Raw genomic sequence first — 12,878 nt, forward strand, 5'->3', positions numbered from 1 at the left:
GAGTTCAGTATTGGTGACAGACCACCACAAGTATCCAACCTCAATTCTGTTCACAAGACCATCGTTGATGTTCTCGGCGAGCGATACCGTCGAATTTATTCTTAAAGTAGGTGCGGAATGACGGCTGGAAAATATCGACATTGTGCCGCTCTATCTGGCCGCTCCGCGTCCGGTGCTGGAGCGTGACGGCATGTTGCTGATGGTGGATGACGATCGTATCGATCTGCAACCGGGCGAGGTTATCGAACAGCGTATGGTGCGCTTCCGTACCCTTGGCTGCTGGCCGTTGACCGGCGCGGTGGAATCGCACGCGCAGACGCTGCCGGAACTCATTGAAGAGATGCTGATCTCGACCACCAGCGAACGGCAAGAGCGCGTCATTGACCGGGATCAGGCCGGCTCGATGGAACTGAAAAAGCGTCAAGGGTATTTCTAAGGAATCGTCAAATGAACCAAAGCATTGCACAACAGATTGCCGATCAGGGTGGAGTCGAAGCCTATTTGCACGCGCAGCAGCACAAAAGTTTACTGCGCTTTCTGACCTGCGGCAGCGTGGATGACGGCAAAAGTACCTTGATTGGCCGTTTGCTGCACGATACGCGTCAGATATACGAAGATCAGCTTTCCACGTTACACAACGACAGAAAGCGGTTAGGAACACAAGGGGAGAAGCTGGATCTGGCGTTGCTGGTGGACGGTTTGCAGGCCGAGCGTGAGCAGGGCATTACCATCGATGTCGCTAACCGCTATTTCTCCACGGAAAGACGCAAATTCATTATTGCCGATACCCCCGGTCATGAGCAGTACACCCGTAATATGGCGACCGGTGCCTCGACCTGCGATCTGGCGATCCTGTTGATCGATGCGCGCAAAAGCGTGCTGGATCAAACCCGCCGCCATAGCTTTATCGCCACGCTGCTCGGCATCCGCCATCTGGTGGTGGCGGTGAATAAAATGGATCTGGTGGACTACCAGCAAACGATATTTGAGCAGTTCAAGCAGGATTACCTCTATTTTGCTCAGCAGCTACCATCATCGCTACATGTGACCTTCGTGCCTATCTCCGCGTTGGATGGGGATAACGTGGCGACGCCAAGCACCACCATGCCATGGTACAGCGGCCCGACGCTGCTGGATGTGCTGGAAACGGTCAACGTTACGCGCGACAGCGATACGCAGCCGATGCGTTTCCCGGTGCAGTATGTAAATCGGCCCAACCTGGATTTTCGCGGTTATGCCGGAACGCTGGCCTCCGGCGTGGTGCAGGTCGGGCAGCGTGTGAGGGTGTTGCCGTCTGGCGTAACCTCTTCTGTGGCACGCATCGTGACTTTTGATGGCGATCTGCAACAGGCTCATGCGGGGGAAGCGATCACGCTGGTGCTGGCCGATGAAGTGGATATCAGCCGTGGCGATCTGTTGGTGCCGGAGGCAGATGAGCTGCGTGCGGTGCAGCATGCGCAGGTCGATGTGGTGTGGATGGCGGAGCAACCGTTGGTGCCGGCCTGGTACGCGAGGCGATTGCTCAGGTGACGCAGGAACCGTCTGCCTATAGTGCGTTTGAGCTGGAGTTGAATGCGCTGGTGCGCCGTCACTTCCCGCATTGGGGTGCGCGCGATCTGCTGGGAGGGAAGTAGCATGGAGTTGCCTCCACAAGAGAAGCATCACGCCGTTGATGGCAACGTGATGACAACATTGTCTGGCACGATCACCCGGTGGCACGCCGCGATCGGGAGCGATTGCACCGCCATCAAGGGGCTGTTATCTGGTTCACAGGCCTGTCAGGGTCAGGAAAGTCCACGCTGGCAGGGCAACTGGAACAGCGCTTACATCAACTCGGTGTTAGCACCTATTTGCTTGATGGCGACAATGTGCGCCACGGGCTGTGCCGCGATCTGGGCTTTTCTGATGCCGATCGGCGCGAAAACATTCGGCGTGTGGGCGAAGTGGCCAGCCTGATGGTGGATGCCGGGCTGGTGGTGCTGACGGCGTTTATTTCGCCCCACCGCGCAGAGCGCCAGATGGTGCGCGAATCGCTGCCGGAAGGAAAGTTTATCGAAGTGTTTGTCGATACACCGTTGGCCGTATGCGAAGCGCGTGATCCTAAAGGATTGTATAAGAAAGCACGAGCCGGCACGCTGACCAATTTTACCGGTATCGATGCCGTCTATGAGCCACCGCACGCGCCTGAGCTGCGCTTGGAGGGCGAACAATTGGTAACAAATTTGACCGATCAGTTATTAGATCTACTGCACAGTCGAGCTATTATCAAAGTCTGATTGGCTCTGTCAGGTGTCACCGCCTTTCGCGGTGGGGCGGAGTGTTACAGGGTAGACTATGCAGAACGTAACGCAGTTATCGGTAAGTAAGCGGCCTAGGGGGCGTGAAGATGAACGCACCTACCCGTTTATGGGAGCCATCGCCGGTTTTTCTTTCTACTGGTTGGCGTTTGTGGTGCCGATTTGGGTCTATGGCTCGAACACCACGCTGTTTTTTATGCTCTACACCTGGCCGTTTTTTTTTGGCGCTGATGCCAGCCTCCGTGCTGATCGGCATGTTTTTCAGTGTGATTTTCAAAGGCAACATGACGCTGATGGTGTTGTGTAGCGGCGCAGTGATTGTCTGTCTGTTCTGGTTGGTGTTTTCACTGATCACTGGGTGGTGAGGTGCGGCGTAAATCGCCGCTATCTGTTACCGACGTTTAACAAATGTGACTGATATCTCTTCGCGCGCGCCGTTCCTGGTGTTTCTTCTCTCGCTCTGCAACAACGCCTTTACGGCTCGGGTTATCCGCTTTAAACCAAATGAACCGTACTCAGGTGCGTTAATCCCCCCTGATAATATGGAGTCGAAGGCAAAGTTATGGGATGATTAGGCGGTTTTTCAGGGGGCGGGATGGGAAAGCTAACGCTGTTATTATTGATTTTGCTCGGTTGGCTGCAATATTCGCTGTGGCTGGGTAAAAATGGCATTCATGACTATGTTCGGGTTAAAGATGACGTGGCTGTCCAACAGGGCAATAACGGCAAGCTCAAAGCCCGGAACGAACAGCTGTTTGCGGAAATCGACGATCTCAACGGTGGACAAGAAGCCATTGAAGAGCGTGCGCGCAATGAGCTGGGCATGATCAAACCGGGTGAGAGCTTCTATCGTCTGGTGCCGGATCAATCTGGTCGTCGTGCGGCGACGGCGCCTTCATCTGCAAATTCTGGCGCATCCAGCTCTCTGTCGTCTTCTAACCCTATGACGTCACGTTAACCCATGTCTGAACCGCTGGTCTCCTTACTTGAGGTTGTCGCCGTTCTGCCCGCCGCCGGAAACGGCAGCAGAATGGAGTGCGACTGTCCAAAACAATATCTCACCCTCCATGGAAAAACGCTGCTGGAACACACGCTGGCTGCGCTGTTTCAGCATCCGCACATTCAGCGTGCCGTGGTGGTTATCAGCCCCGACGACTGGCGCTTTGCCGCCTTGCCGCTGGCACAGGACCCGCGCGTCAGCGTGGTGTTCGGCGGCAAACAGCGGGCTGATTCGGTGCTGGCCGGCTTGCGCGCGGTCAGTGATGCGCCCTGGGTGTTGGTACATGACGCCGCACGTCCGTGTTTACACCTTCAGGATCTGGATCGCTTGTTACAGCTTATCCGGCACTGCGACGTGGGCGGCATTCTTGTTGCACCTGTGCGGGATACCATGAAGCGTAGCCAGGGTGAGGCGATTGAGCACACGGTTGATCGCCGCGATTTATGGCACGCCTTGACGCCGCAACTGTTTCCACGGTTATTATTACAAGATTGCCTGGAGCGCGCGTTACAACAAGGGGCTGTCGTGACCGATGAAGCGTCGGCACTCGAGTATTGCGGCTATCATCCACAGATTGTTGCAGGACGTGCTGATAATATTAAAGTGACGCGTCCTGAGGATTTGGCGCTGGCCGAGTTCTACCTGGCTCGATTGGCACCGCCAAGCGTGTGATGTACCCTTCACCGGTTTCATGTTTCATAACCATTCGCTAAATCAAGGAGAATAACCCCATGCGTATTGGTCACGGTTTTGATGTCCACAAACTGGGCGGCGAAGGCCCATTGGTGATCGGTGGGGTTCGTATTCCTTACCCTCAGGGATTGTTGGCGCATTCTGATGGGGATGTGTTGCTGCATGCGGTAACCGATGCGCTGCTCGGCGCTGCGGCGCTAGGCGATATCGGTAAATTGTTTCCCGACACCGATCCCGCCTACAAAGGCGCGGATAGCCGCGAACTGCTGCGCCAGGCGTGGCAGCGGATACAAGAAAAAGGCTATCGACTGGGCAATCTGGATGTCACTATCATTGCGCAAGCGCCGAAAATGGCCCCGCACATTCCGCAAATGCGGGTGAATCTGGCAGAAGATCTTCACTGCCATATGGATGATGTCAACGTAAAAGCCACCACCACTGAACAGCTCGGGTTTACCGGACGTGGAGAAGGGATCGCCTGCGAGGCGGTTGCGCTGTTGGTGAAAGATGAACGGAGTGAAGTGGTCGCATGGTAATGCAGCAAGAACCCGCTACGCTCAACATGGAAAGTCTGTTCTGGCTGCATGGTGAACCGCAGGCGACAGGAACGCTCAAAGCAAGCGCCGATGATTTCCGTGTGGTGGAAGATCTGGGTTTTGCACCGGACGGCGATGGTGAACATCTGCTGGTTCAGGTACGTAAACGTGGCTGCAACACTTCGTTTGTGGCTGAAGCGTTGGCGAAATTTGCCCGTATTCCCGCGCGTGCCGTGAGTTATGCTGGCTTGAAAGACCGGCATGCAGTGACGGAGCAGTGGTTTTGCCTGCATTTGCCGGGCAAAGTGTTACCCGATTTCTCCACTTTTGCGCTTGAAGGGTGTGAAATTCTTAACAGTGCTCGTCATCGGCGCAAACTGCGTATCGGTGCGTTGCGCGGCAATCAGTTCACGCTGACGCTGCGCAATATCAGCGACCGTGCTGCCGTCGAAGCGCGGCTAGCGGTGATTGCCGAACAGGGCGTGCCGAACTATTTTGGCAGTCAGCGTTTTGGTCGCGACGGCAACAACCTGATTCAGGCGGCACGTTGGGCCAGAGACGAGATTCGCGTTAGCGAGCGCAGTAAACGCAGCTTTTATCTGTCGGCCAGCCGTAGCGCGCTGTTCAATCTCATCGTAAGCCAACGTTTGAGTCAGAGGTTGGCAACGCAAGTGCTGGCGGGTGATGCGCTGCAACTCGCCGGGCGCGGCAGTTGGTTTGTCGCAAATGAGGACGAGTTAGCGGCACTGCAAACGCGCGTTGATAAACGTGAGCTGTGCGTGACGGCACCGCTGCCCGGCGACGGCGATCCTGGCACTCAGGGTGACGCGTTGGCGTTTGAACAACGCTGCCTAGTGGGGCACGAGACGCTGCTTGGATTGCTGCGTCGTGAACGGGTGGAGGTTGCGCGCCGTGCCGCACTGCTCTATCCGCAGCAGATGTGCTGGTCCTGGTTGGAGGATGCGTCGGTCACGCTGGATTTTTGGCTACCGGCAGGCAGTTTTGCCACCAGCGTTGTGCGTGAGCTCATCACGCCGCTTGAGCAGATGGATATCGCTGATTGAGATGCAGTGTCTGGTGTAGTAACGATATAGTACCTATGCGGTACCTATATATGTACCTATGCAATAAGGGTGCGAACTCACGGCAAGGCATTGCCATTATTGAGTAAAGGCATGAAGACGTTAATCACGACTGAGGCTGACGGGATAGGGTGAACAAGCGCATGCAAACGATGCTGACACTGTTGCGTCAGCAGGGCATTCATGACGAGCGATTGCTTAAGGCTATCGAGGCTGTGCCGCGTGAGCGTTTTGTCGACGAAGCCTTTGAACATAAGGCTTATGAAAATACCGCGTTACCGATAGGCTCCGGTCAAACCATCTCTCAGCCTTATATGGTTGCCCGCATGACGGACCTGTTGCAATTGACGCCCGCATCTCGCGTACTCGAAATTGGCACCGGTTCCGGCTACCAAACGGCGATTTTGGCGCATTTGGTAAAGCAGGTTTTTTCCGTTGAGCGTATCAAAGGGTTGCAATGGCAGGCTAAACGGCGTTTGAAGCAACTGGACCTGCACAATGTTTCCACTCGACACGGCGATGGCTGGCAAGGCTGGCCGTCACGCGGCCCGTTTGATGCCATTATTGTGACGGCGGCGGCACCTGAAATTCCGAATGCGCTGATAGCGCAATTGGATGAAGGGGGCATTATGGTGCTCCCGGTGGGAGAACAGTCGCAAACGTTGCAGCGCATACAACGCCACGGTGGAGAATTTGTGGTTAATACCATTGAAACGGTTAAATTTGTTCCACTGGTCAAAGGCGAACTAGCCTGATACCTTTGCAAGCACGTTTATGGGTATCAGTCATTTACGATTTATTTCAATAGAACTTATTTCAATACAACCCAGTCATAGTGAGAACATGTTGATATTGTTAGCATTGAGCGGGTGCCAATGCGGTGATGACAGGGCGGGTCCCGAGTGGTCTCATTAAGGTATTGATTGAGTATTACGGTTATAGGGGAGCAAGGCGCATGGGAAGCCAAACGAGAACACTGCGTCAGATGGCGGCGTGCACGGCAATTATTCTGGGGTTGGCGGGATGTTCCAATAACGACAGCAAACCCGCCCCAATCAGCAGCGTAGGCGGTCAGGGCAATAGCAGCAGCCGCGGTGGAATGCTCGCGACTGCGCCTTCTAATATATCATCTTCCGGCGATGCGCCGATCACCACGCGCGATGGACGCATTGTATACAACCGTAGCTATAACGCCATTCCTAAAGGTAGCTATGGCGGCAGCACCTATACGGTAAAACGGGGTGATACGTTGTTCTACATCGCCTGGATTACCGGCAGTGATTATCGCGAGTTGGCTCAGCGCAACAATGTGCCTGAGCCTTATAGCCTGAACGTTGGACAGGTGCTTCAGGTGAGTGACGGTTCCTCCGCGCCGGTAAGCAGCGGATCGGCCGGCGGTGGACGCATGCTGGCAGGCGGTACGGGCAGCAGCGGCGGCGGTATGCTGGCACCTTCCGATGCCACGCGTGGCGGTGTGCCTCAGCCGCCGTCAATGACGCAAATTCAAACAACGCAGGTTGATTCTCAGTCAACTAATGCGTATTCTGGAAATTCGGGTAAACAGAATGTAGGTAAGATGTTGCCTTCCACAGGAGCTGCCGTGACGGCTCCTGTGACCGCCCCCGCGGCTGTTGAAAGCAGTGCTCCTGCTGTCGGCAGCTGGCGTTGGCCTACTGAGGGGAAAGTCATAGATAGTTTCTCCGCGTCGGAGGGGGGAAACAAAGGGATTGATATCGCTGGCACTCGTGGGCAACCGATCATGGCGACCGCTTCAGGGCGTGTTGTTTATGCGGGCAACGCTTTACGCGGGTACGGTAATCTGATCATCATCAAGCACGACGATGATTACCTGAGCGCCTATGCCCATAATGACACTATGCTGGTCCGGGAACAACAAGAGGTCAAGGCGGGTCAACAGATCGCTACCATGGGTAGCACCGGAACCAGTTCAGTACGCGTGCATTTTGAAATTCGTTACAAGGGGAAATCCGTAAACCCGCTGCGTTACCTTCCGCAGCGATAAATCGGGCAGAGTATTTCGGTATTCTGCCAAGGGATCACGGGTAGGAGCCACTTATGAGCCAAAGCACGCTGAAAGTTAACGAGTTACATGATGATGCCGAGTTCGAGGAAAATGGACTTGATGTTTTTGATGAAAAGGCGCTAGCGGAGGAAGAAGCGGGGGATAATGAGGCATCCGACGATGAGTTGTTATCCCAAAGTGCAGCCCAGCGTGTGCTGGATGCTACCCAACTTTATTTAGGGGAGATCGGTTACTCTCTGCTTCTGACCGCTGAAGAAGAAGTCTTTTTTGCCCGTAGAGCGCTGCGCGGTGATGTTTCATAGCGACGCCGTATGATTGAAAGTAACCTGCGGCTGGTGGTGAAAATTGCCCGTCGCTACAACAATCGCGGTCTGGCGCTGTTAGATCTCATCGAAGAAGGTAATCTTGGTTTGATCCGTGCGGTTGAGAAGTTCGATCCCGAAAGGGGTTTCCGCTTTTCAACCTATGCCACATGGTGGATTCGCCAAACGATTGAACGGGCTATCAAGAACCAAACCCGCATCATTCGTCTGCCTATCCATATCGTCAAAGAATTGAACGTTTATCTGCGTACCGCGCGTGAGCTTTCGCATAAGCTGGATCACGAGCCCAGTGCGGAAGAGATTGCCGAGCAGCTCAACAAACCTGTGGATGACGTAAATTGCATGTTGCGCTTGAATGAGCGTATTACATCGGTCGATACGCCATTGGGCGGGGACTCTGATAAAGCGCTGCTGGATATTCTGGCGGATGAAAAAAACAACGGACCAGAAGACACCACGCAAGACAACGATATGAAACAGAATATCGTTAAATGGTTGTTCGAACTGAACGCTAAACAGCGTGAAGTGCTGGCTCGTCGTTTTGGGCTGCTGGGGTATGAAGCGGCAACGCTTGAAGACGTTGGTCGTGAAATTGGCTTGACCCGTGAACGCGTGCGCCAAATCCAGGTGGAAGGGCTGCGCCGTTTGCGTGAAATTTTGCAAGTACAGGGGCTGGATATTGAAGAGCTGTTCCGTGAATAACGAAGCAGAAGCGATCGCCGTATTTGCACGTTGAGTCGACTATTTGTCAAATAAAAGAGGTGAGAAAAACCCCACCTCTTTTTTATGCTGTATTTCTACGTATTAACGAACGGTATTGGCCGACAAAAAATCAACGATCTCGCCAACCTTGATCATCTTTTTCTCACCGTCGCGACGATATTTATATTCAATCTTGTCGTTATCCAGATTGCGATCGCCAATGACGATAGTGTGCGGCACGCCGATCAATTCCATATCCGCAAACATCACACCCGGACGCTCTTTACGATCGTCGAGCAGCACATCAATGCCTTTGGCGCGCAGTTGCTGATAAATGTCTTCAGCCAGCTCTTTCACGCGGAACGATTTGTGCATGTTCATCGGCAGGATCGCCACCTGGAAGGGGGCGATGGCGTCATGCCAGATAATGCCACGATCGTCGTGGTTCTGTTCGATGGCGGCAGCCACCACGCGCGTCACCCCGATACCGTAACAGCCCATGGTCAGGATCTGGTTACGACCATCTTCACCTTGCACGCTGGCTTGCAGTGCCTGAGAGTATTTGGTGCCCAGTTGGAAGATGTGACCCACTTCGATGCCGCGTTTGATTAACAGGGTGCCTTTCCCGTCCGGGCTGGCATCGCCTTCAACCACGTTGCGGATATCTGCCACTTGCGGCAGTGCAACGTCACGCTCCCAGTTAATGCCAAAGAAGTGTTTGCCGTCCTGGTTTGCGCCAGCGCCGAAATCGCTCATTGCCGCGACGGTGCGATCGATAATCACCGGTATTGGCATATTAACCGGGCCTAGTGAGCCTGGGCCTGCACCAACGATGTCGCGAATCTCAGCCTCGGTTGCGAAGGTCAGCGGGCTGGCGACCAGCTCCAGTTTCTCCGCTTTCACTTCATTCAGCTCATGATCGCCACGCACCAGCAGGGCAATCAGCTTGTGGCCGCTCTCTTGTGTCGCTTTCACCAGCAGCGTTTTGACCGTTTTTTCGATCGGCAGGTTAAACTGCTCAACCAGCTCGGCGATGGTTTTGGCGTTGGGGGTATCAACCAGACGCATCTCTTCTTTCGCTTCGGCACGTCCCAGCGTGGGGGCAACGGCTTCAGCAAATTCGATATTGGCGGCGTACTCGGAGTCGGTAGAGAAAACGATGTCATCTTCGCCGCTCTGCGCCAGCACCTGGAATTCGTGTGATGCGCTGCCACCGATGGAGCCGGTGTCCGCCTGAACCGCGCGGAAGTTCAACCCCATGCGGCTAAATGCACGGCTATAGGCGTCGTACATCGCGTCATAGGTGACCTGCAACGATTCCTGCGAGGTATGGAACGAGTAGGCATCTTTCATGATGAATTCGCGAGAACGCATCACGCCGAAACGCGGGCGCACTTCATCGCGGAATTTGGTCTGGATCTGGAACAGATTCAGCGGCAGCTGCTTATAAGAGCTCAGCTCGTTGCGCACCAGATCGGTAATCACTTCTTCATGCGTTGGACCGAGAACAAACGGGCGGTCACCGCGATCGACAAAGCGCAGCAATTCCGGGCCATACTGTTCCCAGCGGCCACTCTCCTGCCACAGATCGGCGGGTTGTACCACGGGCATGGAAATCTCGATAGCACCGGCGTTGTTCATCTCTTCACGCACGATGTTTTCGACTTTCTTCAGAACCCGGTAGCCGGTCGGCAACCAGGTGTATAACCCGGAGGCCAGCTTGCGGATCATCCCAGCGCGCAGCATCAGCTGATGGCTGATGACTTCCGCGTCGGCAGGCGTCTCCTTCAGGGTGGAGAGCAGATATTGGCTAGTACGCATGGTGTTTTAGTTCCGTCAGAACGCAAAGTAATGGGCACCGATGTGCCCCAAAGCGAGATGCAAAGGGCCATGTAGGCCCTTAAACACGGTAAAGTGGCTTAGTGTAACAGTGACTTTCCTCCGTCAAAAGTGTGCAGCATGAATTTTATGGCGCGCAGGTCATGGATAACGATTCAATTTTCGCTTAGCGCGGTGCTGGCTCAAGGCTGAGCACTTCCGTCCGCATGTCCGTTACGCGCCAGCGCACGTTGAATTCCAGCAGCAGGGCGGCGTAATCACGCGAGGCTTCCCCCTTGCGGTACGCCGGGCGTGGATCCTGATTCAACACCTGGGTGATAAAACGGCGCAGGTGTGGGTAAGTGGATTGATGTTGCGCCAGTTGTTGCTCTGCCAGTGCAGAAAAATACACGGGCATCGCGGTGTCGGGTGCCTGTTGCGCGAAGCCGCCGATGGCATCAGGCACGCTCTCCGCAAAGGGCAAATAGGGTTTGATATCAACCACCGGCGTACCGTCGACCAGATCGAGGCTGCCCAACTGTAAGATAACGCTGTCGCCTGTGGTTTTTATCCCTTTCAGTCGGACCAGCGACATACCGATGGGATTCGGGCGAAACGTGGAACGTGTGGCGAAAACCCCCATACGCACATTCCCGCCCAAACGGGGAGGGCGCACCGTTGGTCGCCAGCCCTGTTTCATGGTGTGGTGAAAAATAAATAGCACCCAAATATGGCTGAACGCGTCCAGCCCACGCACCGCTTCTGGCTGGTGGTAGGGCGGCAGAAGATGCAGTTCTCCGTCGCCATCTTCAATCAGGCAGGGTTGCCGTGGCACGGCGAATTTTTCTTTATAAGGCGAACGGATAACGCCAATCTGATCGAAATGATAGGTGGTCATTGCCCGGCTTTATTGAGAAGAAATTTTCAGTGCAGTGCCTTCACAGATGGCCTGCCGATAGCAGCCTGCAACGCCACTGACGACCTGACATTTGTGCACCAGAACCGCATTGGCGCGCATCGCTGTTGCACGCGTTTGCAGACGGCGGCGGGCATTTGCAACCGTCGCGGGAGTATCTTGCACGCTAGCCTGGCACACCGAGCCAGATACTTCGCCCATATCGCGGAACGGTTTACCCACTAACTCTTCCGCATTGTTATACAGCACGGCGGTTGCCGGACGCGGAGCCGGTTTCGCTTTGGCCGGAGCTTCGACAGCTGGTTCGATAACCGGTTGCGGTGCGGGTGCCGTTTTGGGTTGCAGCAGGGAACATCCTGTTAGTGACAGCGCTAAAAACACGAGCGGTATAGCACGCATAGCATTTCCTCTCTACTATTATTCTTCTTTTGAAGTGCGCTTATTGAAGCAAGCTACGACACAAATAACAAGACGGGCATCGAGGCCCGTCTTGAAATAATTGTCACTCGCGTATCGGGTGATATTACCAGCCTTTCACCGCGCCGCCGTTGAAAATCTTGTTGGCCGCTTCATAAACTTCGTCTGACTGGTAAGCATGAACGAATTTCTTCACGTTGGCCGCGTCTTTGTTGTCTTCACGCGACACAATCAGGTTTACGTACGGAGAGTCTTTCTCTTCCACGAACAGACCGTCTTTGGTCGGCGTCAGGTTAATCTGGCTGGCATAGGTGGTGTTGATGATAGCCAGTGCGATTTGATCGTCATCCAGAGAGCGTGGCAGTTGCGGTGCTTCCAGTTCGACCAGTTTCAGGTTTTTCGGGTTTTCAACCACGTCCAGCACGGTCGGCAGCAGGCCAACGTTATCTTTCAGTTTGATCAGACCCTGTTTTTGCAGCAGCAGCAGGGAGCGACCCAGGTTGGTCGGATCGTTAGGCAGTGCAATTTGCGCCCCGTTTTGCAGCTCGTCTAATGATTTAATTTTTTTAGAGTAGCCAGCGATCGGGTAGACAAAGCTGTTGCCGACAGCAACCAGTTTGTAGCCACGGTCTTTGATCTGTTGGTCCAGATAAGGCTTGTGCTGGAAGGCATTCAGGTCGATATCCCCTTTGCTCAGCGCTTCGTTCGGCAGCACGTAATCGTTAAAGGACACCAGTTCCACGGTCAGGCCATATTTGTCTTTAGCCACTTTCTGGGCAACTTCAGCAACTTGCTGTTCAGCACCCACAATAACACCGACTTTGATGTGGTTCGGGTCTTTTTCTTCTTGTCCGCAGCCTGCCAGCGCCAGTGCACCCAGTAGCGTACCCAGTGCGGCGACGGTTTTAAATTTGATTGTCATTTCCTTAACCTCTGCATATTTAACGTTTTGCGGCTTGCCGACACTGGCATAGTCCGACGTGTAGTAAAACTTATTTATGAGTCACTGCCCGTACTGTGCGATCGCCTACGAATTGGATCAGGTAGACC

The 12,878-nt window shown here is 54.3% G+C and carries 11 protein-coding genes and 4 pseudogenes; 11 read left to right on the plus strand and 4 right to left on the minus strand.

Features of this window, described 5'->3' with window-relative positions; all coding sequences use genetic code 11:
- Positions 1-124 precede the first annotated feature (124 nt).
- The 11 genes and pseudogenes from ACTBDZ_RS09675 to rpoS all read left to right on the plus strand — a co-directional run.
- Positions 125-436, plus strand: a pseudogene (locus tag ACTBDZ_RS09675) (sulfate adenylyltransferase subunit CysD); the annotation flags it as partial.
- A gap of 11 nt (positions 437-447) precedes the next feature.
- Positions 448-1,634: pseudogene (cysN, locus tag ACTBDZ_RS09680) on the plus strand (sulfate adenylyltransferase subunit CysN).
- 57 nt (positions 1,635-1,691) lie between these two features.
- Positions 1,692-2,276 (plus strand): adenylyl-sulfate kinase, encoded by a 585-nt coding sequence (cysC, locus tag ACTBDZ_RS09685; protein ID WP_438815163.1) that lies wholly within the window; start codon positions 1,692-1,694, stop codon positions 2,274-2,276.
- A 58-nt stretch (positions 2,277-2,334) separates the two neighbouring features.
- Positions 2,335-2,662: pseudogene (locus ACTBDZ_RS09690) on the plus strand (DUF3561 family protein).
- A 230-nt stretch (positions 2,663-2,892) separates the two neighbouring features.
- Positions 2,893-3,255 (plus strand): cell division protein FtsB, encoded by a 363-nt coding sequence (gene ftsB / locus ACTBDZ_RS09695; protein WP_438815155.1) that lies wholly within the window; start codon positions 2,893-2,895, stop codon positions 3,253-3,255.
- Positions 3,256-3,258: 3 nt separating this feature from the next.
- The gene (ispD, locus tag ACTBDZ_RS09700) at positions 3,259-3,969 is read left to right on the plus strand and encodes a 2-C-methyl-D-erythritol 4-phosphate cytidylyltransferase (protein WP_438815156.1); all 711 of its coding nucleotides are present in this window, start codon (positions 3,259-3,261) and stop codon (positions 3,967-3,969) included.
- Between the two features lie 59 nt (positions 3,970-4,028).
- Positions 4,029-4,526: a 2-C-methyl-D-erythritol 2,4-cyclodiphosphate synthase gene (gene ispF, locus ACTBDZ_RS09705; RefSeq protein ID WP_222158014.1), complete on the plus strand. Its 498-nt coding sequence runs from the start codon at positions 4,029-4,031 to the stop codon at positions 4,524-4,526.
- 26 nt (positions 4,527-4,552) lie between these two features.
- Positions 4,553-5,590 carry a tRNA pseudouridine(13) synthase TruD gene (truD, locus tag ACTBDZ_RS09710; protein WP_438815164.1) on the plus strand — a complete coding sequence of 346 codons (1,038 nt, stop codon included), beginning with the start codon at positions 4,553-4,555 and terminating at the stop codon, positions 5,588-5,590.
- 161 nt (positions 5,591-5,751) lie between these two features.
- Positions 5,752-6,363 (plus strand): protein-L-isoaspartate(D-aspartate) O-methyltransferase, encoded by a 612-nt coding sequence (locus tag ACTBDZ_RS09715; protein WP_438815157.1) that lies wholly within the window; start codon positions 5,752-5,754, stop codon positions 6,361-6,363.
- Between the two features lie 200 nt (positions 6,364-6,563).
- Positions 6,564-7,631, plus strand: a complete 1,068-nt coding sequence (nlpD, locus tag ACTBDZ_RS09720) for a murein hydrolase activator NlpD (protein ID WP_438815158.1) — start codon at positions 6,564-6,566, stop codon at positions 7,629-7,631.
- A gap of 53 nt (positions 7,632-7,684) precedes the next feature.
- A pseudogene (gene rpoS / locus ACTBDZ_RS09725) lies at positions 7,685-8,677 on the plus strand (RNA polymerase sigma factor RpoS).
- A 102-nt stretch (positions 8,678-8,779) separates the two neighbouring features.
- Here the strand turns inward: rpoS and proS are convergent.
- The 4 genes from proS to ACTBDZ_RS09745 form a co-directional block, all read right to left on the minus strand.
- The gene (proS, locus tag ACTBDZ_RS09730; RefSeq protein ID WP_438815159.1) at positions 8,780-10,498 is read right to left on the minus strand and encodes a proline--tRNA ligase; all 1,719 of its coding nucleotides are present in this window, start codon (positions 10,496-10,498) and stop codon (positions 8,780-8,782) included.
- 184 nt (positions 10,499-10,682) lie between these two features.
- Positions 10,683-11,393, minus strand: a complete 711-nt coding sequence (gene tsaA, locus ACTBDZ_RS09735) for a tRNA (N6-threonylcarbamoyladenosine(37)-N6)-methyltransferase TrmO (RefSeq protein ID WP_438815160.1) — start codon at positions 11,391-11,393, stop codon at positions 10,683-10,685.
- A 9-nt stretch (positions 11,394-11,402) separates the two neighbouring features.
- Positions 11,403-11,810, minus strand: a complete 408-nt coding sequence (gene rcsF / locus ACTBDZ_RS09740) for an Rcs stress response system protein RcsF (RefSeq protein ID WP_438815161.1) — start codon at positions 11,808-11,810, stop codon at positions 11,403-11,405.
- 124 nt (positions 11,811-11,934) lie between these two features.
- Entirely contained in the window at positions 11,935-12,750 is an 816-nt protein-coding gene (locus ACTBDZ_RS09745; protein WP_438815162.1) for a MetQ/NlpA family lipoprotein, read from the minus strand.
- Positions 12,751-12,878: the final 128 nt, after the last annotated feature.

Origin of the sequence: Symbiopectobacterium sp., assembly GCF_051710365.1 — a bacterium.
In the GTDB taxonomy this organism is placed as follows: domain Bacteria; phylum Pseudomonadota; class Gammaproteobacteria; order Enterobacterales; family Enterobacteriaceae; genus Symbiopectobacterium.